Origin of the sequence: Pseudomonas sp. RV120224-01b (assembly GCF_003208145.1) — a bacterium.
GTDB classification, from domain to species: domain Bacteria; phylum Pseudomonadota; class Gammaproteobacteria; order Pseudomonadales; family Pseudomonadaceae; genus Aquipseudomonas; species Aquipseudomonas monteilii.
This window is the reverse complement of sequence record NZ_QKMQ01000001.1, coordinates 66017-88490: the sequence shown is the minus strand read 5'-3', so window position 1 is coordinate 88490 and position 22474 is coordinate 66017. Positions and strand designations below refer to the sequence as shown.

Below are 22474 nucleotides of genomic sequence, written 5' to 3'. Positions count from 1 at the left end.
TGTGGCCTTGTGCTTCAAATGCTGCCTATAAGGATGTTCGCCATTTCCACCTTCAGCCTCAGCCGCCGCAGCCTGCTCTGCCTGCTGGCCACCGCGCCCCTCGTGGCCAGCCTGCCAGGCTGCAGCCGCAGCACCGGTTTGCAGGGCAGCTTCCTGCAACTGTGGCAAAGCCACAACGACCTGACCCCGGGGCAATGGCGCCAGCGCCTGGCGGCCATGGCTGACATGGGCTGCCAAAGCGTGACGCTGCAGTGGGTCGGCCTGATCGGCGGCGCCTCACCGTGGATGATGCCCGAGGACACGCTGCGCACCGTGTTCGATATCGCACATGACCAAGGCATGCAGGTGCAGGTCGGCCTGCCCTACGACAACGCCTGGTGGCAGGCGCTGTCGGCAGATGCGCAGGGGCAAGGCCAGTTCTTCGCCAAGTCCCTGGCCGACGCCCGGCATTACCTGGCCACTGCCCCATGGCCGCAGCATCGAGCTTTTGCCGGCTGGTACATCCCCTACGAGCTGGAGCAGTACCACTGGGCCAGCGCCGACAGCCAGCAACGTCTGGCGCTCTGGCTGGGCGACATGTCGAACCTGACCCGTCAGCACAGTGATCAGGTGCCAGCCATTTCCACCTACTACAGCGTGCTGCCGAGCCAAGGCTCGCTGGTACAGCTGTGGCGCACGCTGCTCGACAGCACCGCGCTGCGCCCGGTGGTGCAGGACGGCGTCGGCGTAGCCGGTTGGGCCAACCTGCAGGCCATCGAGCCGCTACTGCTGGAGCTGCGCCGCCGGCAGGTGCCGTTCGATGTGGTGGTGGAGTTGTTTGAACAGCTGCCCTCGGAAAAGAACGACGGCAGCGACTTCAAGGCACGCTCGGCCGACTACACCCGGGTGCGTCGCCAACTGGAGTGGGCACGCACCACGGGCGCCGAGCACGTGGTGGCATTCGCCCTCGACCCGTGGGCACTGGGCGACGAGCCGCAGGCCCGCCGCCTGCATCAGGACTGGCTACGCGGCTAGCCCCTGACGGGCCACTCAAGGCAGGCTGCGGCCAATGATCTCGCGCATGATCTCGCTGGTGCCGCCGAAAATCCGCAGCGCCCTGGCATCGGCCCAAGCGCGGCCGATTCCGTATTCGCTGCTGTAACCGTAGCCACCGTGCAGTTGCAGCAACTGGTCAAGCACCTCGCCTTGAAGCTCGCTGGCATTGAGCTTGGCCATCGCTGCCAGCACCGGGTCCAGGCTGCCTTCGATCAACTGACGGGCACAATCATCGAGAAACACCCGCAACATGGTCAGCCGCGCGTGGGCATCGGCCAGGATGAAGCGGTTGTGCTGGTGATCGCTGACGCGCTTGCCAAACACCTTGCGTTCGCGGGTGTACGCCAGTGTCTGTTCGAGCATGCCTTCAGCATGGGCGGCAGCGCGCAAGGCAATGGCCAGGCGCTCACGCGCCAATTCGCGGCTCATGTACTCGAACGCGGCATTTTCTTCACCTAGCAGGCAGTCGGCTGGCACACGCAATTCGTCAAAGAACAGTTCGCAAGTGTCCTGTGCATGCTGGCCGATCTTGCTCATGGCCGGCCCCTTGCTGAAGCCTGGCAAGCCGGCTTCGACGCAGAACAGTGACAGCCCACGAGCGCCCAGATCGGGTTCGGTGCTGGCCACCACGATGACCAGCCCTGCATTGACGCCGTTGGTGATGAAGGTCTTCTGGCCGCTAAGCACAAAGTGGTCACCCTCGCGCCGAGCTCGGCAACGTACCGCTTTGAGGTCGCTGCCTGCACCGGGCTCGGTCATGGCAATGGCACCGATCAGCTCGCCCGCCGCCATGGCCGGCAGCCAACGGTCCTTCTGTGCCGGTGTGCCAAGGTTGTACAGGTAAGGCGCAACCATGTCGGAATGGATCGAAAACCCGATCCCCAGGCAGTTGGCCCGCGCCAACGCCTCGATCACGACCAAGGCATGGCCAAAGTCTCCGCCTGGGCCATACGGGGCTGGCAGCGCGCAACACAACAGGCCCTGCTCACCGGCCTCGCGCCACAAGGCTGCCGGGGTCAGGCCATCGCGCTCCCAGTCGGCATAGAACGGCTGGATTCGCGCGTCGATAAAACGCCGAACTTGGTCACGAAACAGCAGGTGGTCATCACGTAAGAATGTGCGCATGGTCGCTTACCGGGTGAAGGGCGCGGTGCTGCCGAGCTCGCCGCGCAGTACCGGCTGGCTGGCATCGCCCGTGAGAAACAGCGCGTAGTGATCGCCTGGCTGCAGTGGCGGCAACGCCAGTGCCTTGGCCTGGGTTGCGCCGCAACCTGCAGTCAGGCTCGCACTGACCGGGTTTATCGCCCGTGCCTTGCTGGAACGTGCAGCCACCTCGGTGAACAGGGTGGGGCCACCCTGGACCTGCAACTGGCCGGCAGGGCAATTGCCGGCCAGGTTGTAGAAACGTAACTCGGCCTTCAAGGCATCCTCGCTGGCGGCACCATCGTCCAGCACCAGCAACGTGCCTTGGTGCAGCACCAGGCTTTGGTAGGTGTCGGCGGCCACGGTCAAGGTGCCAACTGCTTTACCCGCCATGCGCACGGTAAAGGGCTCTCCCCCTTTGACCACGTTGTAGCCGCTGGCCAACTTGCCCGCCCCCACCTGCTGGGACGGGTTCTGCCCAACCTGCACGTCGATTGCGTTGTCGGCAGGCTGCAACACCCGCACGAACGCTGAGCCGGCTGGCGGGCGCGGCGCATAAAGCTGGGCCAGTTTGCCCTCGGCCTGGGCCGCGCACGGCAATGCACCACCCGCCAGCAACGTGGCAAGCAGCAAAATACGGGCTTTCATACAGTCTCCTTGGAGCGTTTCACACGGGCCTGCTGGTACAGCGCAGCCAGGTGCTTGCGGTCGACTTTGTCGCTCAACGTTGTCGGGAAGCGACCACAGGCCAGCAGTTCGGAAGGGATCATATAGCCAGGCAGGAAACTGGCCAGCCGCTGCTTCCAGTCAGCCAGCACTGACGGCAGCGGGCCCAGGGTAGACGCCGGCAATTGGTCGGCCAGCTCGATAAAGCCGACCATGCGCATCAGGGTGCCGTCGGGGCGGCGCAAGGCAACCGTAGCGGCAGCATTCACACCTGGCAGCCTGGCCAGGCCGGCATCCACCTCGCCCAACTCGATACGGTAGCCATGCAACTTGATCTGGTCATCACGCCGGCCATGGAAGTACACCTTGCCCCGCGCATCGATTTCAGCCAGGTCACCGCTGCGATAGGCACGCTTGCCATTGTGCCGGAACAGCACCGCCTGGGTCAGGTCCGGGCGGTTCAGGTAACCACGCATCACATGGTCACCGGCAATGCACAGCTCGCCGTCTTCGAGGAACACTTCGGCGTAGGGCTTGGCCCGGCCTATCGACAGCGGCTGGGCACCTGGTTCAAGCGGCGGCACGATCTCGATCCAGGTGGTGGAGCACGTCGCTTCGGTGGGGCCATAGGAATTGATGATGCGGGCGCCAGGGAAACGCTGCCACAACGCGTTGGCCAAGGTCGGTGTCAGCGACTCGGCGCCAAACACGAACACCTGCAAGGCCGGCAGATGCTGGCTGTCGAAACGGTCGTTGAGCAGTTGCTGACGCACGAATGACGGGGTCGACGCCCACACCTGCACCTGGCTGTCGGCCAGGTAGCCAATAAAGCCGTCGGGGTCGCCAATCACGTCGCGCGGGCACAACACACACTGGCCACCCAGCGCCAGCGCACCACACAGGTCGAACAACGAAAAGTCGAAACTGAACAGCATCTGGTTCATGAACGTCGGCTTTGCGCCCAAGGCCAGGCAATCGCGGATCCAGCCCGCGAACAGCGCCAAGCTGTCACGGCCGATCTGCACGCCCTTGGGGTCACCAGTGCTGCCCGAGGTGAACATGATGTAGGCCAGGCCCTCTTCCGGCAGCGGCGTGGCCACCGCAAGCCCAGCCAGAAACTGGTCGGCCTGCGCATCGTAGCAGTGCCCGGCGCCGACTAGCTCGATAATGCGCTGCAAGCGCTGGGGCGGGTTGATGCTGTCCAGCGGCACATAGGTAACGCCCATGCGCAGGCAGCCGAGCATGGCCACCACGAACTCGATCTGCTTGTGGCCGCTGAGCACCAGCGCCGTACCCGGGCTGATGCCAGCCTCACCGGCACGCACTACCCAGGCTTCGACAGCGGCCTGCAGCCCCGCCCAGTCCAGTACCCGACGGGCGTCACGCAAGGCTGGGGCGTCGGTGCCCTGACTGCAGTCGGCAAACACACAGTGGTCGAAATCGAAGTGCATCAGGCGCCCTCCTCCTTGTGTGCCCAGGCAGGCTCAGCGGTTGTTCTGAACGAACAGGGCCAGGGTATCGACCGACTCCAGGTGCTCATCGATTTCAGTCGCCGGTACCTTGCAACCAAAGTGGGTCTTCACCGCCATGACGATGTCCACGGCAGTCATCGAGTCGACCAGGCCAGACTCGATCAGCAGGTCGTCGTGCGCCACGGCAGTACCGATCACGTTCTCGATGATGTCGGCCAGTTGTTGCTTGAGGGTCATATCATTCATGTCGTTCACTCCGGTCAGAATTGGAAGTACAGGAAGCGCGCTTCCTTGTGCAGGTTCATCAGGCACAGCGCTAGCAGCAGCAACATGATCACCAGCCATTTCAGGCTGGGTGCCCAGCGCAAGGCCGCCGGGCCGTCGAGTTGCGCGCGGGCCAGGGATGGCGAGAAGCCGCCCATGATCTGTTGCGAATTGGGCAGGCACCAGGCCACGGCCAGCACCGCCAGTACATGCAGCGCCTCCAGGTGGCGGCCGACCAGCAGCCGCCAGGCGTCGCCCCAGGCGATACCGGCCGGGTACAGGATGTCGGGCAGGCTGCCCAGGCCACGCAAGCCGAACATGCCCTCGACCAGCAGCACAGCATCGTGCGTTGATTCGGCGCGGAAAAATGCCTGGGCGACAATCACCGCCGCGAAGGTCAGCAATACACAGGCCGCCACTTTCAGCGGGTGCTGCTTGCCCTTGGGCGCGCGGCCGACCACAAAGATGCGCCAGGCGTGGTTGATCGACAGGTAGGCGGCATGCAGCAGCCCGAAGATCAGGAACTGCAGGCCCGCCCCGTGCCAGATGCCAGCCAGGCCCATGGTGAAGGTGGTCGGCAGGATGATTGCCGCTGCAAAGCCGCCAGCGGTCGCCGCCCCTTGAGTCCCCACTGGCAGGCCACGCTTGCCACGCCACTCCGACACAGCCATGGCCACCGGGTAATACAGGTAGGCCGTCAGGTAACGGGTCAGGGTCATGTGCCAGCGGGCCCAGAAGTCGATGATGTTGCTGGCCTTGTAAGGCGAGTTGAAATTCAACGGGAAGCGAATGCCGAACATCTTGGCCAGGCCCAGGGCCATATCCGAATAACCGGAAAAGTCAAAATACAGCTGCAGCGCGTAGGCGATGCCGGTCCCCCACGCGGCCCACAAGCCAAGCGTACCTGGCTCGGCAAAACCGGCGTCGGCATAGGGTGCAATCGGGTCGGCCAACAACACTTTCTTGGCCAGGCCAATGACGAACAGCATGCTGCCGACGCTGAGGTTCTCGGCACGGAAACGGTAGTTATCCGGCTGGGCGAACTGCGGCATCATTTCCTTGTGGTGCAGGATCGGCCCGGCAATCAGGTGCGGGAAAAAGGTCACGAACAGCACATAGCTGAGCAGGCTGCGTTCCTTGACGATACCGGCACGGCAGTCGAGCAGGTAGCCGATCTGGGTAAAGGTGAAGAACGAAATGCCCAACGGCAGGATGATGTCGTCCATGCGAGTGCCGGCAAGCCCCCAGTCCTGGGCGAAGTTCACCAGCGTGACGAAATACTTGTAATGGAACAGCAGCGCCAGGTCGGCAGCAACACCCAGCGTGGTCACCAGCAATTGCAGACGTGACCTTCCTGCACAGCCAAGAATGGCCAGGCTGACCAGGTAGTTGAAGGCGATCGATCCGATCAGCAGCAGCACGAACTGCGGGTTCCACCAGCCGTAGAAGACAATCGACGTCACGCACAGCCACAGCGCCGCACCACGCAAGCTGCGCGCCGCGATCAGGTAGTGCGCCGCCAGCGTCAGTGGCAAAAACAGCAACAAGAACAGATACGAGTTAAAGAGCATGGGCGGCCTGTCCTTCGGCGAGCGCTGCCAGCGCGGTTCGTTCATCGGCAGTCAAGGGCAACGACAGGGCGCTTTCGGAAAACTCCCAGATCACCAGCTTCAGGCTACCTGGCCAACGTTCACGGCGGGCCAGCGCAGCCAGCAACGCACCACTGAACTGGCCACCGTCCAGGCTCTGGTTCCACACCTGCTGCCCAAGGTTGCGTCCCAGGCGTTCGGCAAAGGCACTGCGCCTGCCGTTGGAGCTGCCGGCCAGTAGCACTTCTACTGGCGGCGTCTCGTCGAGCAGGCCACCGCTGCGCTGCACCTGAATGTGCTCGGGGCGCTCACGTTCCAGCGCCGGGCGCCAGGCCGTGGCCGCATGCTCCAGGCCGGCGAGCACAATCAGGTCGCCCATGCGCGGCTGCGCGGGGCCAGGTGGGCTGCCGGCAAACAACTGGTCGCGCTTGCCGGCCAGCAGCGGCAAGGCCCCTGCGGCCACCGCATCGGCGGCCAATTGAGCACCGTGGGCATTGAGGTGCACATCCGTACGGAAGAACCTCGGCGCGGCGTGTGGGCCTGCGGCCAACGCGTGGGCGAGGTCGACATAAGGCACACCCAGACCGGCCAGGGCGGCTTGCCAATGCCCCAGCCGTGCCTGCAACGAGGGTGCCTGGCGAAGGCCACAGAGGGCCTGGGTTTCGACACGCGATTTATCCGGCACAGCCACCAGCAACACCTGCAAGCCCTGCCCCCGCAACTGCGCAAACCAGTGCCGCATCAATTGCAGGCGTGCTTCATAGGCCCCGTTCACCCCTGGCTGAGCGCGTAACCCGTCGCGGTAGAACAACCAGCCGGGGCAGCCCTGCACCACCTGGTCGCCAAGGTCACCCAGCAGCCGATAGCGTACGGCAGCGCTGAGGGTGTCGGCATCCTGTTGCAGTTGCGGTTGCAGCGCATCGCCCAACGCCTTGCCGGCACTGCCGTCAAGCCAGGCCTGCGGGCGCAGTTGCGCGGCATCGAGCTCGCTGTTGAACAGCATCCACAGGCCGCAGGCCTGGGCAACAAGCAGCAGGGTGACGACCGCAGCGGTGTAGCCACGGTGCGACTTGGTCACGGTGGAAGCCTGTTCAGCCATGGGTCATTGTCCGGTGGCAGCGCGCAGGCGTTGGCGCCAACTGTCAGCGCTCATGATCGACGCGTTGTCCCACAGGCCGCTGGCCTGGGGGCCCTGCGCGTAGGTAGGCTCGAACATCTGCCACACCAGCACCTGCGGCGGGTTGCGCTTGAAGTCGGCAGACTCCAGGTACTCCAGCAACATGATCCATTGGCCGACATTGCCCGGTTTCCAGTTCACCGATACCGGGCGGTCGATGCTGTTGGACAGCTTCTGCGGGAAGCCGAAGTACGGCTGCACCATGCTGTGGCCAGTCACATGCAGCGGCGCCGGGGCGTCATCCAGCAGGCCGCCAGTGGCGGCCTGGCGGCGCACGGTAAAGGTTTCGCGGCCAGTCTGCTTGCGTTGCTCGGGGGTAAGGAAGCGTTCGGCCAGGTCGCCGTAACGGCGTTCCTTGAATTCGCTGCCCAGCGCCATGCCACTGCCGGCATTCCCCTTCAGCGCCGGCGTATCCTGGCGAACCTGCGCAGCAGTGGCCTGTGCCGTGGCATCCGCAGCTGCCTGGGTCCAGTGCTGGTCGGTGCGGTAGAACACCTCCTGGCCACTGTCTTTGACCTGGCGCAGCACGGCTTCATCGTCGACAGCACTGATGCCAGCCTTGTGCAGGCTGGCAAGAATGGTCTGGTAACGTTGCTGCACTGGTGTACTCAGCGCTTTGCCGGCTGGCAGCTTGTCCTGGTAGAAGCGGGTCTTGTCAGGCAGCACCAGCACATGCAGTTGAACGCCACGCGCGGCCAGGGCCTGCCGGGCTTCCTTGATCAGCGCGGTAGAGGCTTCGATGCCACGGCTGTCGACTTCGGTAAGGCTGCCCCAACCCGGGAACAGCCAGCCGTCGTTACCGCGCAGCACGATCGACGAATCGTCGGCGTAAGCAGCGGGCAATGCCAGGCCGGCCAGCAACAGGCCGGTGGCGAGGTGTTTGATGGAACGGTTGAACAGAGAAGACATGTGCAGGGTCCTCAATACGACAGGGTCAGGTTCATGAACAGCCCTTCGGCCCGCTCGCGGGCACCGCCGCCGATGGCGAAGCGGTACTGGGCTGTCCAGTCGAGGTAGGAGCGTGGCGCGTGGTAATGGTCTTCACGGAAGTAGTAACGCAGGGCCACGCCTGGCCCCACGCCCATCGACCAGGTGCCCTGATCACGGGTCAGGGAGTAGCTGCCGCCATCAAGCTGATCGGCGAACAGGCCACTTTTTCCCTTCAGTTGCCTGGCTTCATCCTTTTGCCAAATCACGTCGGCAGCGCCCACAACGTGCGGAAAAACAACCAGGTTCGACGACAGCCCGGGTAACCGGAAGCTGCGACCAAGGCGAATTTCATTGCTGAGGAACAATTGCTGGCGTTTGAGGCGGCCCGAGGCCTCTGCCAGCTTGTCCGTACGCGAGCCTTCGCTATCGACGTCATACAGGCTGAAGGTGGCGGCATTGTCTTCCAGCGAATAACCCAGCTGCGAATAGGCATCCACCGTCCACCAACTGCGCTCCATGCGCAGCTCCGTGCCCCGGTAGAAGCCGTAAGTCGCATAGGCCAACCAGCCGCCGGCACTGTCTTTGAGCTTGTATGCCATCAGCGCACCGTTGATACGCTCGGTCGGTGCACGGTTCTGGTTTTCTGTCGCGATGGCTTCCTGGATCTCGCAACGCACGCTGTTCTTTGCCGGGTTTGCAGTCCCTTCGCGGGTTGCCGAACCCAGCAGAAAGCGACGTTCCAGGCCAAAGGTGAAGCCCGTATCAGCGAGCATGTAACGCACACCCAACGACCCGATCGTGCTGGGGAAACCACTGACAGACTGCGAATCACTGACACCGTCATCGTCCACGGACGCTTTGCTGCAAGGATCGATCGCGCCCTGCGACTTGAAGCGCCCTCCCTCATCCCAGAGGGTATTGCTCAGGCGCCCGTACACCTCCAACACACCACGCTGGTCATTGAACTGGCTCGGCCGCCAGTACAGTTCTGCGGTGCTGAACACCGAATCCCCCGCCGAACTCTGCCCGGCGTTGGCAATGGTGGTGGTCGGCCTGGCACCACGGTAGCTCGTGGTGACGGTAGCGCCCCATTCACGATCGAAACCGCTGATGGCACTGCGGGTGTTGTGCCGCTGCTCGGCGTCGAGGTCGAGGGTGCCGTAGTCGTCCATGTCGATGGCGTGCTTGAGCTGCTGCACCGCCGCCGGTTTGTCCCCCATTGCCGAGAGGGCATAGGCCTCGTCGAGGATGGCGGTTTTCGGCGCCTTGCCGCTGTCGCGGGCGGCGCGGAAGTCTTCACGGGCGCGCGCTGGCTGGGCAGTGCGCATGCGCAGGTAACCACGCTGCATCAGCAGGTCGCCATCGGTGGGCGTGTTGGCAATGGCATCGCTCAGGCGCTGTTCGGCTTCAGCAGCCTGCTGCTCGTTGCCCGCGGCCAGAGCGGTGGTCAACAGGCGCTGGAACGCCAGGTTGTCCGGCTCCTGCTCTGTGGCACGGCGCGCCTGGCGAATGGCCGTCTGGTAATCCTGCCTGGCGTAGGCGGCATAGGCCTCGCCAGCCGGCCCCGCCGCGCCACCGCCGTCGGCCGGCAGCAGTTCGCACTGGGTGCCGTAGGGGGTGTCCTGGCACGACTGGCGTGGCGCCGGGTAATTGGCCAGGCTCAATGCACCCGCCGGCTCACGCAGGGCGGACAGCGCCTCATGGCGTCGGGCAACGGCTTCATCCTGCGCATCCAGCGGTGCCAACAACGTGGCAGCTCGGGCCTTGTCACCCCCCGCAAGCGCGGCATCGGTGGCGATCAGGCGCACATTGCGCAGCTGTTCTTCATCCAGCCAGTCCTGTGACAGCGCACTGTCGAAGTCGGCATCCGCCGCCGGCGCATTACCCTGCAACTGACGCAGGTAGCCGCGCATCACGATCATCACCGTGCTTTCGTCGTCGACCTCGATCGCTTCGCTGGCCGCCTGTTCCGCAGCGCCTGGCTGATTATCGAGCAGCAGAACGGTGACCAATAACAGACGATGGCTGGCAATATCAGGCGCCAGGTGCACTGCCTCTCGGGCCAGCGGCACGGCATCACCCGGCCGGTTACCGATCAGCGCCTGATAGGCCTGCTCTGCAGGGCGTACGGCCATACGGCGGTTCAGGGTTTGCCGGCGCGCTTCGAGATCGGCAGTGTTGGGCGCGCCAAGACTGATCGCAGTCGCTGCCGCCGCAACCGCCTCGGGCCAACGCTGTCGGGCCTCCAGGCTATCGAGCCAGAGCAACGCCCAGGCCCCTTGGCTTGGGTCGGTGCGGAACGCGCGTTCGGCATCGCGCTCGGCGCTTGCCATGTCGCCGGCGTTGTAGGCCGCATAGGCCTTGGTCGCCAGTGGAAAGCCGCGCTGATAGGCCGCCGTGGGCGCAGGGCCACTGGCAGTCGACTGACCTTGCAGGTTACTCACTGCCGCCAGCAGGCCCGGGTCGCGCACGCCACGCTTGAGCGCACCTTGCGCAGCCTGCCGTGCTTCATTGCGCCGGCCCAGCTTCTGCAAGGTGTAGACCTTGAGCAGGTTCAGCCGAGCCACTTCGGGGCGCAGCTTGAGCGCGGTGTCCACCTGCTGAAGCGCATCGCGGTAGCGCCCCTGTTGGTAACTGCGGTAGGCAAGGTCGGCCTGTTCCCAGGCGACGCCTTGCAGTGGTGCCTCGGCAGCCAGGGCGGCAGGCAGGCTGGCGCAGCCAAGCACCACGCCGATCAACAAAGTGGCGGGACGAATGAGCATCATGACAGTGCGGCAACCTGTTTCTTCTTCACCGCCGAAGCGGCTGCGGGAGCGGGGGTGACATCGTCGTTCTCTTGCTGGAACAGGATCGCCTCGTTGAGCGTTTCGGCATCCAGGAAGCCGTAGTCGAGCAGGATTTCACCCAACGGTTTGTGTGCCTCGGCCTGCGCGTCCAGTGCCTTGGCCAACGTGCCTTCATCAATGGCTCGCCACGACACCAGCAACTCGCCAAGGCGCAGCCGCTGCTGCTGCAACTGGTCGGCGGACGGAAAGTCATGCATGGTCTTGTCCCAGACCAACGGCTTGCCCAGGAACAGGTAGCCCAGGTACAGACGCCACGCCCGGGCCGCCGCCATGGCATTGATAAAGTTGCCAATGATCATGCGTGGCCCTGACAGCAAGGCATGCTCCCAGCCGTACAGACGCCCGACAAAGTACGCACGCTGCAGAATGCGCAGGCTCAATGCCACGGTGTTGGCCCACATCAAATCGAGCAGCCAGCTGTTGGGGCCGAATGCCGACGGGAAGAACAGGCTCCAGTGGCCGGTGACGCTGATAGCCAGGAACAGCAGATGTTGGGCCAGCAACACATAGGCAAGGATGGCGATGAACGACGTGATCAAACCCTTGCGATCGCGGAACAGCAGATACTTGGTTGCCAGCGAGCCTGCCCAGCCTACCTGGCTCCAGCCTTGCAGGCCGATGCCCAGGGTCCAGCGGGCTTTTTGCCGGTAGGCGGTGCGGAAGGTATCCGGGAAGTACTCGCGCACGCCCAACGGCATATGCACGGCCACCATCTTTTCCTTGCCCATGCCGAACCAGGTGCTGCGCCGGGCCACATAGTCGACCGGGAACTTGCCGAAAATCTGCTTCATGCCGCGCCGCGCAAGTCGCGCACCGATGTCGTAGTCCTCGGTGAGGGTGTCGGTGTTGAACGGCTGGTTGTTGGTCTCGGCGGAAAGCTCCAGCAGCGCCCTGCGCGAAAAACAGGTGCCCACGCCGGCTGACGGCACCATGCGCGACATGCTCTCGCGCACCACCAGGTCCTTGGTGTGCCATTCGGCAAATTCGTCCATGTAGGTACCCGCCACCAGTTCGTACCAGTCACGTTCCAGCGAGGTGACCGGCAACTGAATGAAGTCGATGCGCGGCAACAGATAGTTGAAGTAATGCAACTCCAGGCGGTGCAGTACATCTTCGCTGTCGTGCAGGATCACCCCGGCAAAGGGCTCAGGCATGCGTGCGTCCTGAGCAAAAATGGCCTGGATGATCCAGTTCAGGCAGTCGGCCTTGCAGGTTGGGCCTTCGTGAGGCACCTCTACCCGCACCAGCTGCTTGTAGCGCCGACGCATGCGTTCAACTTCATCGATCGTGCGCTGGTCGTTGCAGTAAGTCCCCACGAAGATGTAGTAGTTCTTGTAGTCCAGTGAACCGACCATGTTCTCCAGCATCGGAGCGATCACGTCGTATTCCAGCCACGCCGGGATCATGATCGCCAGCGGCTGTTCAGGCTTGCCACGCAACTGCTCTACCGTCAGCGCCTGGTAGCGTTTACGACGGATGAGCAGCTTGCGATACGCCTGACGCACCCAGTACCAAAGGTCGATAAACAGGTCATCGAGGCTCGATAGCAGGATCAGCACGCCAACACAGGCAGTGACGATTTCCAGCACGCGGTAGTAGTCCGCCAGCAGGTATGGCCAATAGAGGGAAGACATGCTCGCCGCGCCTTACTTGCCTTTGTTCTTCAAGCGCAGCCGGCGGGCAATCACGCCCAGCAGCAACAGCAGCAGTACCACGCCAGACAACGTCGGCAACGCCCATACCAGTTGCTTGCGCCACTGATGGAACGGCGTGCCTGCAAGGTTAAGCTCAGGGTCTGTGGTGTCGACCCAGGTGAGCGGGCCCTGCTCGCCCACTACAACGGCATTGCCCTGGGACAGCAGGAACGGCACTTGCGGCACCATGTCGGGATTACCCAGGCTGTTCCATAGCACGCCGCTCTGGCCATTGGCGCTGACCACCGACACTGTGCCCAGGCCCTGCGGCCCTTGCAGGTCAAGCGCAAGGGCCTGATTACCCTGAGCCTGCAGGCGCTGCAACTCGGCTACACCCAGCAAAGGCCGGGCCCCCGTCAGCGGAACATCCAGCGCCAGGAAAGGCCGCGACGGGGCTGCATCAGCCTTGCCTGTAGCCAACACCAGCTCGGCGTTGACCGGCGATAGCGCGGCGGCACTGGCCAGACGGATCAACTTACCCAGGCTTGCAACCGGCGCCTGCAACGCGGCCTTGTCGACAAACACTTGTGGCTTGTTGGCCAGCAGCGGCAGCAAGCCGACGAAGGTGCCATCAGGCTCGGCATCTGCCGAAATCAGGTAGCTGCTAGGTAGCACGTTGACTGGATAGGCCTGCGGTACCTCGGCACAATCGGGTGAACTCGGCTGGCGCTGGAAGCGTACTTGCACGGTATTGGTCACCCCCAGGGCGTAGCCGGGAATACGCGCCTTGAGCCGCTCAGGGTGGCCGTCGGCATCCAGTTGCGCCGCGCTCAGCAACACATTGTTCCAGATGACCGATGCCACCGGCCGGGTGCTCGAGGCGCCGGGTGCGGCAGCAACATCCAGGTTGAGTTCGCCCGGTATCAGGCCGTTGACCGATACCGCACTCAGCGGGAATGTGGCCGTCCACTCGCCGCGGCTGACCACATCGAAGGTACCGAAGTTGCCACCCAGGCTGCTCAGGCGCAAATGACCGTGCTCGTTGCGCAGCGCCTCACCTACGGCCTTCACCTCGGCCTGGTGCGATACCAGCACGTTACGCCAGTGTGCATCGAGCACACCTGCCGCCTTGGCCCCCGCATCAGCCGCAATAGCCACCAACACCTGACGGCCAAGGCTACGCAATTGCAACTGCTGACCGGGTACGGGCTCCAGCGCCAGGCTTGCCCGTTGCTGGCGCCACTGGCCCAGCGCGGCAAATGCCTCCGGGTCACCCTGCAACTGATGGCCCAGTGCATCCAGGGCTGTGTTGAGCTGAGCGATCAGTGCGCTGTCGGCAATGGCCAATTCAGCGCGCGTCGCTGGCGTATCGAGCATCAGCAGTGCCCCCAGCTCCGCCGGGTTGGCCAGCGTGTGGCGCTGCTGCCCGGCCAATGCGGCAAACGCCGGCACCGTGGTCAATGCGGCCGGTACTTCAACACCTGCCAACTGCACGCTATCGCCCACTTGGGGCAGCGCCCGCACCTGGGCACGGCGCGCACTGCGCTCCAGGGCTACACCCAAGCGCCAGGCACTGTCGAAACTGGCACCCTCAAGCGCGCCAGCGGCAACCAGGATAGACGGCTCGGCAGACAGGCTGCCCCATGCATCGGTCAGGCTGGCCAATGCCGACATCGAATAGCGGTAATCGAGCCGTGTTTCTGGCGACAACGTCAACACATTGGCAGTAGCGCGCGGTGGCGCACAGAAGTCTTCAGAAACCGGCGAGCTCCAGTCCAGGGCAAAATTGACGAAGCCACTGGCGTGTTTGCCACTGTCTACCGGCAACGTGCGGGACAGAGTGCCGCGCGCCTGATTGATGCGTTCGGCCACACGAGGCAGGCCATCCACCGCCAGGCGCAGTGTGGCCGGCTGCTCTTCACCTTTGATGAACTCGCCCTCGAGCGCGATATGCGCATCGCGGATCGCTACGCCCTTGGGCACTGGCAGGAAGAACACCTGGCGGTTATCAGCCTGGTCGAGCACTACCGGGTTGGTAATGCCGAGGTCCTTGAGCGAGACGCTGCGCGCCACCCAATCCTGGGCAGCCAGTGCTTGCAAGGCATCACTGGCCGGTGTGGCGCACGCGAAAAGCGGAGCAGTCAGAACAGTACTCAGAACGGCGAACTGCAAACGGTAAGACGAAAGGCTCAACGATCTAGTCCTTGCAAAGGTTGAGTGGCATCGCAGCCACAGCGGGCGTGCAGACGAATGCGCCGACAGGCGCATCAGGGCGCACGTCTTCGCTCGGGGACTGGGGAAACGGCAGAATGGAATCGACATCAATCCGTTATTCCAGTGCGATGCCGCTTCCAGGCGACAACGGGGGCGTACTCTCTAGGATCAAAGTGCCAATGTCAATATTTTGATTAAAAACCATAAGAAAAATGCGTGAGATACAAAAAAGACGTTTTTTTGACTATTCAAATGAATGTATGAGGCAGGCCTTGCACTGCCAGGCGGCACCCTGGCGCCACGATGCAAAATGCGAAGGATCCGTGACACCCGGCAGAAACGAAAAAGCCCGCGACCGTTGCCGGTAGCGGGCTTTGACGTACTGAGTATGGTGGGTCGTGTAGGATTCGAACCTACGACCAATTGGTTAAAAGCCAACTGCTCTACCAACTGAGCTAACGACCCGTTGGATGGCGCGTATAATACTGATTTCTAACGGGAAATCAACACTCCATCAAAGGTTTTTTGTCAAACATACCGTGTCGGGTCTTCGACACCGGCTGCCTTGAAGCCGTCTGCACGCAGGCGGCAGCTGTCACATTTGCCACAGGCACGGCCGTCATCGTCGGCCTGATAGCAGGAAACAGTCAAACTGTAGTCCACACCGCGGGCGATACCAGCCTGCACGATCTGCGCCTTGCTCATGTTCTGCAGCGGCGCCTGAATGCGGAAGCCCTGCCCCTCTACACCCGCCTTGGTCGCCAGGTTGGCCATACGCTCGAAGGCCTCGACGAACTCGGGGCGGCAATCCGGGTAACCGGAGTAATCCACGGCATTGACGCCGATAAAGATATCCCGCGCCTCCAGCACTTCGGCCCAACCCAGCGCCAGTGACAGAAACACCGTGTTGCGGGCCGGCACGTAGGTGACCGGGATACCTTCACTGGGGGCTTCCGGCACGTCAATGCTGCTGTCGGTCAACGCCGAACCACCAATACCGTCGAGGTTAAGGCCAATCACCTTGTGCTCGACCGCACCCAGGTCGCGGGCCACGCGTGCGGCAGCGTTCAGCTCGGCGCGGTGGCGCTGGCCGTAGTCGAAGCTCATGGTGTAGCAGCTATAGCCTTCTGCTTTGGCCAAGGCGACCACAGTGGCGGAGTCCAGGCCGCCGGACAACAGGATTACTGCGCGCTTTTCTGTCATGTGTACTTGCTCCTCAATCAACGTCCGGGTTCGTCGTTCCACAGCAGCTTGTGCAGCTGCAACTGGAAGCGCACGGGCAGGTTGTCGGCAACGATCCAGTCCGCCAGGTCACTGGCTTTTACCTGATGATGGCTTGGCGAGAACAACACCTCGCCAGCACGCTCGGCCAGGTTGTACTGGATCAGCTTGGACACGGCCCAGTCGTAGTCCTCACGGGAACAGATGACAAACTTGACCTGGTCGTTGCGGGTCAGGTGCTCGATGTTCTCGTAACGGTTACGGTGCGACTCTTCGGAACCCGGGGTCTTCAGGTCGACCACGCGACTGACGCGGGTGTCGGTGCCAGAGATATCGAGTGCGCCACTGGTCTCTAATGATACTTCGTAACCGGCGTCACACAGGCGCTGCAGCAACGGCAAGGCATTCGGCTGGGCCAACGGCTCGCCGCCGGTGACACAGACATAACGGGGCTTGAAGCCGGCTACCTGCTCAAGGATCGAATCAAGGGTACGAATGGTACCGCCGGTGAAGGCATAGGCACTGTCGCAGTACTGGCAGCGCAAGGGGCAACCGGTGAGGCGCACGAAAACCGTGGGCAGCCCAGCCGTTCGCGTTTCACCCTGCAAAGAGTAAAAGACTTCGGTGATGCGTAGTGTGTCTTGCATGCTCGCCACGGGCGTGACAGCTAAACAGGCTGTCCGCCTCCGTCAGGCACTGTCGCGGACTCGACATAGCGTTATCCGCGGCAGCGTGTTTACGAAAAAAGGGCAGTGATTCTAACGAAAAAACCCGCGACTGGCGCGGGTTTCTTTCGAAAGGTACAGCTACAGCGCTTAGAGCTTCTGCAGGTCACGCTGAGCCAGTTGCGCGGCGGAGGTGCCGGGGTACTGGGTGATGACCTGTTGCAGGATGCCCTTGACCTTGTCGGTGTGGCCCATGCGGCGCTCGACATCGGCCAGCTTATAGAGCGAATCCGGCACTTTGCTGTGTTTCGGGTACTTCTGGCTGACCTGGGCAAAGGCCTGGCTGGCACCTTGCAGGTCGCCCTTGGCCAGGTTCACTTCACCCAACCAGTACTGGGCATTGCCGGCGTACTGGCTGTTGGGGTACTTGCGCAGGAAGGCATTGAACGCCTGGCTGGCCTTGTCGAAGTCTTTCTGCTTGATCAGGTCGAAAGCGGCATCGTAGTAGAGCTTTTCTTTCGCCGGATCACCGGGCTCGCTACTGGCGGCCGGTTGTTGCGCAGCAGCACCTGCTGCTGCATCGGGGGCGGCATTGGAAGCACCACCACCGGAGGAATTGTCAGGGGTTGCGGCAGGCGCAGCGCCACTGTTGATGCGACGGTCCAGGTCCTGGTATCGCTCCAGGTTTTCCTGCTTCATGCGCGACACATCGTTTTGCAGTTCTTCGATGATGCCTTGCTGGCGGGAAAGCTGGTCCTGCATCTGTTGCAGCTGCATGAACAGCTGGCCCTGTGCAGAGGCAGGGGCCGAAGCCCCCGACCCGGCATAGGCGCCGCTCGTGCCATAACCCGCAGGCGGATAACTGCCTGCGTTGTCATCTACTACAGGGACCTCAGCCCAGGCCGCGAGCGGCAGGCTGAGTGCGAGGACGGTTACTACACGGCGGCACATACGCATAAGAACTTACTTACGCAGTTCTACGCGACGGTTCTGAGCCCAGGACTGCTCGTCGTTGCCGGTGGCAACTGGACGCTCTTCGCCGTAGGAAACCAGTTCCAGCTGAGCAGGGGAAACGCCCTGCAGAACCAGGTAGCGCTGAACGGCTTTCGCACGACGCTCACCCAGAGCCATGTTGTACTCGCGGGTGCCGCGCTCGTCAGTGTTGCCTTCCAGAACAACGCGGTTGCCGTTGGACTTCAGGTCCTTGGCGTGAACGTCCAGAGCGCGCATGGCTTCTGGCTTCAGGTCCGAGCTGTCGTATTCGAAGTAGAAGGTGGTGATTGCGCGCAGGGCAGCTTCTTCGCTCAGGGAGCCGTCAACTGCGCCAGTGTTGGCACCGTAGCCAGCGTTCGGGTCTACAGCAGCGCCTTCGCCTGCGTTGTCACCGCCCTTCGAGGAGCAACCTACAGCTACGGCCATGGCCAGAGCCAGCGCAGCAAATTTACCAAACTTCAGCATTTCCATCGTGAAACTCCTAATGAAACCCCAGTGTGTTAAGCAAAACGTATTACGCCGCAATCAGTTCAGGTAAGGGGACCAGGACGGTTCTCTGACTTCGCCTTGAGCGGTAGGAAGTGGGAGCCTCACGCGGCCATTAAGCGACACGAGCATCAAGACTCCCCGGCCCTGCTGGCGGGTGGCGTAGATTAGCATGGTGCCGTTAGGCGCAACAGTGGGAGACTCATCAAGACTTGTTTCAGACAGAATCTTTACACTTCCGCGCTGCAAGTCCTGTGCCGCCACTTTAAAGTTGGTAAAGCCCTGTTGGCGATGGATCATCACCAGGGTTTTTTCGTCCGCCGAAAGTTTCGGGTTGGCGTTGTAGTTACCCACGAAGGTTACGCGCTCGGCACCACCGCCACCGACCGACTGTTTGTAGATCTGCGGTTTGCCGCCACGGTCGGAAGTGAAGTAAAGCGTGTTGCCGTCTTTACCCCAGAATGGTTCGGTATTGATACCTGGGCCTGCGGTAACACGGCTGATCTGGCGCGAAGCCACGTTCATCACGTAGATGTCCGGGTTGCCGTCTTTCGACAATACGAACGCCAGGCGCGAACCGTCCGGCGACCAGGCTGGCGCACCGTTCAGGCCTTCGAAGTTGGTCACCTGCTCGCGGCGGCCGGTATCGATGTTCTGGATGAAGATGCGCGGGCGCTTCTGCTCGAACGACACATAGGCGATTCGCTTGCCATCCGGTGCAAAGCGCGGCGACAGGATCGGCTCACGCGATTGCAGCAGGGTAACTGCACGCGCACCGTCGTAGTCCGAACGCTGCAGGGTATAGCGGGTGTTGTTGGTGGAGAAACGCTCGGCCGTCACGTACAGCATGCGGGTGGAGAACGCACCCTTGATGCCGGTGAGTTTCTCGAACGACTGGTCGGCAATGTAGTGCGCCATGTCGCGCAACTGGTCGGTGCTACCCGCGACGCTGCCGGTCAGCACTTGCTGCTCGGTAGCGACGTTGAACAGCGCGTACTGCACCTGCAGGCGACCGCCTGCCGGCACGATGCTGCCCACCATCACGTACTGTGCACCCAGCGCTTTCCAGTCACGGAAGATCACTTCGCTGGCCTGCGACGGCTGGCTGATCATGTTCTGCCGCGGAATTGGCGAGTAGTAGCCAGAGTTGCGCAGGTCGTTACCGATGATATCGGCAATGTCTTCTGGCAACACGCTGCCGCCCTGCAGACCGAACGGCACTACCGCGATGGGCGTTGCCCGGTCGCTGCCGCTGGTGACCAGGATGTTCTTTTCCTCTGCCACGGCCATGCCTGCCACGCAGCACAGCATGACCAGCAGCCCTCTAAGACGTTTAATCACAACGCTAGATCCTCAGGTGTAAATGTCATCTTGAACGAACGATATTGGTTGAAATCGCTCGGCTTCATACCCTGCATCTCGGTCAAACGACCAATGTTCTTCACCGCAGCCACCGCCGAACTGTCGTACGGGCCGTCACCACTGGAACGGGCCACGCTGACACTGGTGATGGTACCGTCCGGCAACATGTTGATCTGCAGGACCACCGTCATGCCCTTGCGCGCGGAAGGCGGACGCGCCCAGCCTTCGGCCGCGCGCATGCGGATCAGGTCGTCGAAGTCGCCGGCCACCTGGTCACCCTGCTCGTCGGCCAGCGCCTGCTGCCGCTCGGTGGTGTCGGACAACAGCTCGGCCAGGGCCTGGGCTTTCTTGTCTTCTGCCGCCTTGCGGGCCGCTTCCTGTGCCTTTTTCTTCTGGGCGTCTGCAGCGGCCTTTTTCTTGGCCTCTTCAGCTGCCTTCTTCTTCGCGTCCTCGGCCGCCGCTTTCTTCTTGGCGTCCTCGGCTGCTTTCTTCTTGGCCTCCTCGGCTGCCTTTTTCTTGGCGTCCTCGGCGGCTTGTTTCTTCGCCTCTTCAGCGGCCTCTTTCTTGGCCTCTTCTTCGGCTTTTTTCTTGGCTTCTTCCTCGGCCTTCTTCTTGGCGATGTCGGCTTGCTGCTTCTCGGCGGCCTTCTTCGCCTCGTCGGCCTTCTTGGCTTCGGCGGCTTTCTTGGCCTCGGCAGCCTTGGCGGCTTCGGCGGCCTTGGCAGCGTCCTCGGCTTTTTTCGCCTCGGCGGCTTCGCGGGCCTCTTCGGCCTTTTGAGCAGCGTCGGCTTTCTTTTGTTCCGCGGCCTTCACGGCTTCCTGCTCGACCTTCTTCTGCTCCAGCTGCTCGACCTCGGTCTGGCGCGAAGCCGTTTTCTTCGCTTCCCCGGCAATCTTCTGATTGGTCTGGGTAGTCGCCTGGCTCTTGGACTTGAGCTGGTACAGGGTAGCCTGAACAATCGGCTTGGATGGCGGCAGCTCAGGCGTCATGGCAAAACTGACGAACAGCAGGGCGAACACCAACACATGCAGGCCGATGGCCCAGACACTGGGCCAGAAGTAGCTTTCCGAGGCGGATGGCTCTCGCTGTTGCATCAGGGCGCCTCGGTAATCAGGCCAACGTTACCGACACCGGCCTTCTGCAACCCGCCCATGGCACCCATGACCGCGCCATAGTCGACAGCCTTGTCGCCACGAATGAACACCTGGGTCTGCTTGCCCTGGTCACGGCCGGCAGCAATGATCTTGGTCACGGCGTCGGTCATGGCGGGCAAGGTCATGGCCTTGTCCATCTGCTTGTCGGTATCGACTTCGCTGCCGAGGTTCCAGTAATAGGTTTTATCGGCCTTGATGGAGATGGTGAGGATCTGGACGTTGTTGTCCTGCGGCAAGGCTTCGCTGGAAACCTTGGGCAGGTCGACCTTCACGCCCTGGTTGAGCATGGGCGCCGTCACCATGAAGATGACCAGCAGCACCAGCATCACGTCGATGTAGGGCACCACGTTCATCTCGGCGACGGGCTTGCGTTTGTGGCGAACTCGGGCCATGGGCTTCTACCTGATTACTCTTCGCTGGTGTGCACTTTGCGGTGCAGGATCGCCTGGAACTCGTCGGCGAAGGTGTAGTAACGACCGATCAGCACTTCACTGCGCGCGGCGAAACGGTTGTAGGCGATGACCGCCGGGATTGCCGCAAACAGGCCGATGGCGGTGGCGATCAGCGCTTCGGCGATACCCGGGGCAACGGTGGCCAGGGTGGCCTGCTGGGCGCTGGCCAGTCCACGGAAGGAGTTCATGATGCCCCATACGGTACCGAACAGGCCGATGTACGGGCTGGTCGAACCAACCGTGGCCAGGAATGGCAGGCTCTGTTCGAGTTTTTCTTCCTCGCGCGAAATGGCCACGCGCATGGCACGGCCAACGCCTTCCATGACCGCATCCGGGTCAACGCCCGGCTGCTGGCGCAGGCGCGAGAACTCCTTGAAGCCGGCACGGAATACCTGCTCTACACCGGAGTCCGGGTCTGGGTTGCTGCCTGCCTGGCGGTACAGCTTGGACAGATCGATGCCCGACCAGAAGCGCTCCTCGAAGGCATCCAGCGCACGACGACCGGCGCGCAGCATGGTGCTGCGCTGGAAGATCATGATCCATGAAGTGACCGAGGCGGCCACCAGGGTCAGCATTACCAGCTGTACCACCACGCTGGCATTGCTGACCAGACTCCACATGGAGGTATGGTCGACGACGTTAGCTTCCACGCTTATTCTCCTGCATTCGATTGATTACCCGAGCCGTCCGCCGCAAAGGCGTCGCGCAGCTGGGGGGGTATGGCTCGGGGTTTGAAAGTGTCGGCGCGCACGGCGGCCACCAGGAACTGCCCTTCGCAAAGCAGCGTTTCATCCTTTTCCCGCCAGACCTGCTGCACGAAACGCAGGCTGGCACGATTGAGTTCAAGTACTTGCGCGGTTACCCGCAATTCGTCATCCAGCCGCGCCGGCGCGTGATAGCGCGCTTCGCTGGAATGGACCACGAACAGCAGGTTGTCTTCGGCCAGTTGCGACTGGGAAAAGCCCAGGTGCCGCAGGCGTTCGGTGCGCGCGCGCTCCATGAATTTCAGGTAGTTGACGTAATACACCACGCCGCCCGCATCGGTGTCTTCGTAATAGACGCGACAACGGTGTGCGAACGGTTCGAGCTGATTTTGCGCGCGCATACTCTAGTGCTTACTCCTCAGCTTGCCAATCCGCTGTGGCAACTGTTTTTTCTTCATTAATGTCTT

The 22474-nt window shown here is 62.5% G+C and carries 19 protein-coding genes, 1 tRNA gene and 1 pseudogene; 1 reads left to right on the top strand and 20 read right to left on the bottom strand.

Annotated features, from left to right (window positions below; genetic code table 11):
* Positions 1-18 precede the first annotated feature (18 nt).
* On the top strand, positions 19-1014 hold the full coding sequence (locus N436_RS00430) for a DUF4434 domain-containing protein (protein WP_218277631.1): 996 nt from the start codon (positions 19-21) through the stop codon (positions 1012-1014).
* Between the two features lie 15 nt (positions 1015-1029).
* On the opposite strand, the gene N436_RS00425 is transcribed toward N436_RS00430, so the two are convergent.
* The 20 genes and pseudogenes from N436_RS00425 to ybgC all read right to left on the bottom strand — a co-directional run bounded on the left by N436_RS00425 (position 1030) and on the right by ybgC (position 22408).
* Positions 1030-2160: an acyl-CoA dehydrogenase family protein gene (locus N436_RS00425; protein WP_110740174.1), complete on the bottom strand. Its 1131-nt coding sequence runs from the start codon at positions 2158-2160 to the stop codon at positions 1030-1032.
* Between the two features lie 6 nt (positions 2161-2166).
* Positions 2167-2826 (bottom strand): alginate O-acetyltransferase AlgF, encoded by a 660-nt coding sequence (locus tag N436_RS00420; protein ID WP_105945479.1) that lies wholly within the window; start codon positions 2824-2826, stop codon positions 2167-2169.
* Positions 2823-4295 carry an AMP-binding protein gene (locus tag N436_RS00415; RefSeq protein ID WP_105945480.1) on the bottom strand — a complete coding sequence of 491 codons (1473 nt, stop codon included), beginning with the start codon at positions 4293-4295 and terminating at the stop codon, positions 2823-2825. Before N436_RS00415 ends, N436_RS00420 begins: the two co-directional genes overlap by 4 nt.
* Before the next feature lie 33 nt (positions 4296-4328).
* The gene (locus N436_RS00410) at positions 4329-4562 is read right to left on the bottom strand and encodes an acyl carrier protein (protein WP_105945481.1); all 234 of its coding nucleotides are present in this window, start codon (positions 4560-4562) and stop codon (positions 4329-4331) included.
* Between the two features lie 14 nt (positions 4563-4576).
* Complete coding sequence (locus tag N436_RS00405; protein ID WP_105945482.1) at positions 4577-6151, bottom strand: MBOAT family protein; 1575 nt, start codon at positions 6149-6151, stop codon at positions 4577-4579.
* Complete coding sequence (locus N436_RS00400) at positions 6141-7268, bottom strand: cell division protein FtsQ (protein ID WP_105945483.1); 1128 nt, start codon at positions 7266-7268, stop codon at positions 6141-6143. The genes N436_RS00405 and N436_RS00400 overlap by 11 nt, the downstream gene beginning before the upstream one ends.
* Positions 7269-7271: 3 nt before the next feature.
* Positions 7272-8255: a twin-arginine translocation pathway signal gene (locus N436_RS00395; RefSeq protein WP_110740173.1), complete on the bottom strand. Its 984-nt coding sequence runs from the start codon at positions 8253-8255 to the stop codon at positions 7272-7274.
* Between the two features lie 11 nt (positions 8256-8266).
* Positions 8267-11041, bottom strand: a complete 2775-nt coding sequence (locus tag N436_RS00390; protein ID WP_218277629.1) for a hypothetical protein — start codon at positions 11039-11041, stop codon at positions 8267-8269.
* Between the two features lie 68 nt (positions 11042-11109).
* Positions 11110-12756 (bottom strand): annotated as a pseudogene (locus tag N436_RS00385) (glycosyl transferase family protein); the annotation flags it as partial.
* 12 nt (positions 12757-12768) lie between these two features.
* On the bottom strand, positions 12769-14949 hold the full coding sequence (locus tag N436_RS00380) for a hypothetical protein (protein ID WP_110740172.1): 2181 nt from the start codon (positions 14947-14949) through the stop codon (positions 12769-12771).
* 410 nt (positions 14950-15359) lie between these two features.
* Positions 15360-15435, bottom strand: a tRNA-Lys gene (locus tag N436_RS00375).
* A gap of 63 nt (positions 15436-15498) precedes the next feature.
* Entirely contained in the window at positions 15499-16173 is a 675-nt protein-coding gene (gene queC, locus N436_RS00370) for a 7-cyano-7-deazaguanine synthase QueC (RefSeq protein ID WP_198749417.1), read from the bottom strand.
* Between the two features lie 17 nt (positions 16174-16190).
* Positions 16191-16838 (bottom strand): 7-carboxy-7-deazaguanine synthase QueE, encoded by a 648-nt coding sequence (gene queE / locus N436_RS00365; protein ID WP_105945488.1) that lies wholly within the window; start codon positions 16836-16838, stop codon positions 16191-16193.
* 168 nt (positions 16839-17006) lie between these two features.
* A complete protein-coding gene (gene ybgF, locus N436_RS00360; protein WP_105945489.1) occupies positions 17007-17813 on the bottom strand; it encodes a tol-pal system protein YbgF in 807 nt (268 codons plus the stop codon).
* Between the two features lie 6 nt (positions 17814-17819).
* Positions 17820-18320 (bottom strand): peptidoglycan-associated lipoprotein Pal, encoded by a 501-nt coding sequence (pal, locus tag N436_RS00355; RefSeq protein ID WP_012273762.1) that lies wholly within the window; start codon positions 18318-18320, stop codon positions 17820-17822.
* 54 nt (positions 18321-18374) lie between these two features.
* The gene (gene tolB, locus N436_RS00350; protein ID WP_019098470.1) at positions 18375-19646 is read right to left on the bottom strand and encodes a Tol-Pal system beta propeller repeat protein TolB; all 1272 of its coding nucleotides are present in this window, start codon (positions 19644-19646) and stop codon (positions 18375-18377) included.
* A gap of 26 nt (positions 19647-19672) precedes the next feature.
* Complete coding sequence (gene tolA / locus N436_RS00345) at positions 19673-20791, bottom strand: cell envelope integrity protein TolA (RefSeq protein WP_016711993.1); 1119 nt, start codon at positions 20789-20791, stop codon at positions 19673-19675.
* Positions 20791-21243, bottom strand: coding sequence for a protein TolR (tolR, locus tag N436_RS00340; RefSeq protein ID WP_003254760.1), 453 nt, complete (start codon positions 21241-21243; stop codon positions 20791-20793). The genes tolA and tolR overlap by 1 nt, the downstream gene beginning before the upstream one ends.
* A 14-nt stretch (positions 21244-21257) precedes the next feature.
* On the bottom strand, positions 21258-21953 hold the full coding sequence (gene tolQ, locus N436_RS00335; RefSeq protein ID WP_010952367.1) for a protein TolQ: 696 nt from the start codon (positions 21951-21953) through the stop codon (positions 21258-21260).
* A 2-nt stretch (positions 21954-21955) separates the two neighbouring features.
* The gene (gene ybgC / locus N436_RS00330) at positions 21956-22408 is read right to left on the bottom strand and encodes a tol-pal system-associated acyl-CoA thioesterase (protein ID WP_016711994.1); all 453 of its coding nucleotides are present in this window, start codon (positions 22406-22408) and stop codon (positions 21956-21958) included.
* Positions 22409-22474 lie beyond the last annotated feature (66 nt).

Coding starts and splice junctions, on each gene's coding strand:
- N436_RS00430 (WP_218277631.1), top strand. CDS start 19: ATGCTGCCTATAAGGATGTTCGCCATTTCCACCTTCAGCCTCAGCCGC.
- N436_RS00425 (WP_110740174.1), bottom strand. CDS start 2,160: ATGCGCACATTCTTACGTGATGACCACCTGCTGTTTCGTGACCAAGTT.
- N436_RS00420 (WP_105945479.1), bottom strand. CDS start 2,826: ATGAAAGCCCGTATTTTGCTGCTTGCCACGTTGCTGGCGGGTGGTGCA.
- N436_RS00415 (WP_105945480.1), bottom strand. CDS start 4,295: ATGCACTTCGATTTCGACCACTGTGTGTTTGCCGACTGCAGTCAGGGC.
- N436_RS00410 (WP_105945481.1), bottom strand. CDS start 4,562: ATGAATGATATGACCCTCAAGCAACAACTGGCCGACATCATCGAGAAC.
- N436_RS00405 (WP_105945482.1), bottom strand. CDS start 6,151: ATGCTCTTTAACTCGTATCTGTTCTTGTTGCTGTTTTTGCCACTGACG.
- N436_RS00400 (WP_105945483.1), bottom strand. CDS start 7,268: ATGGCTGAACAGGCTTCCACCGTGACCAAGTCGCACCGTGGCTACACC.
- N436_RS00395 (WP_110740173.1), bottom strand. CDS start 8,255: ATGTCTTCTCTGTTCAACCGTTCCATCAAACACCTCGCCACCGGCCTG.
- N436_RS00390 (WP_218277629.1), bottom strand. CDS start 11,041: ATGATGCTCATTCGTCCCGCCACTTTGTTGATCGGCGTGGTGCTTGGC.
- queC (WP_198749417.1), bottom strand. CDS start 16,173: ATGACAGAAAAGCGCGCAGTAATCCTGTTGTCCGGCGGCCTGGACTCC.
- queE (WP_105945488.1), bottom strand. CDS start 16,838: ATGCAAGACACACTACGCATCACCGAAGTCTTTTACTCTTTGCAGGGT.
- ybgF (WP_105945489.1), bottom strand. CDS start 17,813: ATGCGTATGTGCCGCCGTGTAGTAACCGTCCTCGCACTCAGCCTGCCG.
- pal (WP_012273762.1), bottom strand. CDS start 18,320: ATGGAAATGCTGAAGTTTGGTAAATTTGCTGCGCTGGCTCTGGCCATG.
- tolB (WP_019098470.1), bottom strand. CDS start 19,646: ATGCTGTGCTGCGTGGCAGGCATGGCCGTGGCAGAGGAAAAGAACATC.
- tolA (WP_016711993.1), bottom strand. CDS start 20,791: ATGCAACAGCGAGAGCCATCCGCCTCGGAAAGCTACTTCTGGCCCAGT.
- tolR (WP_003254760.1), bottom strand. CDS start 21,243: ATGGCCCGAGTTCGCCACAAACGCAAGCCCGTCGCCGAGATGAACGTG.
- ybgC (WP_016711994.1), bottom strand. CDS start 22,408: ATGCGCGCGCAAAATCAGCTCGAACCGTTCGCACACCGTTGTCGCGTC.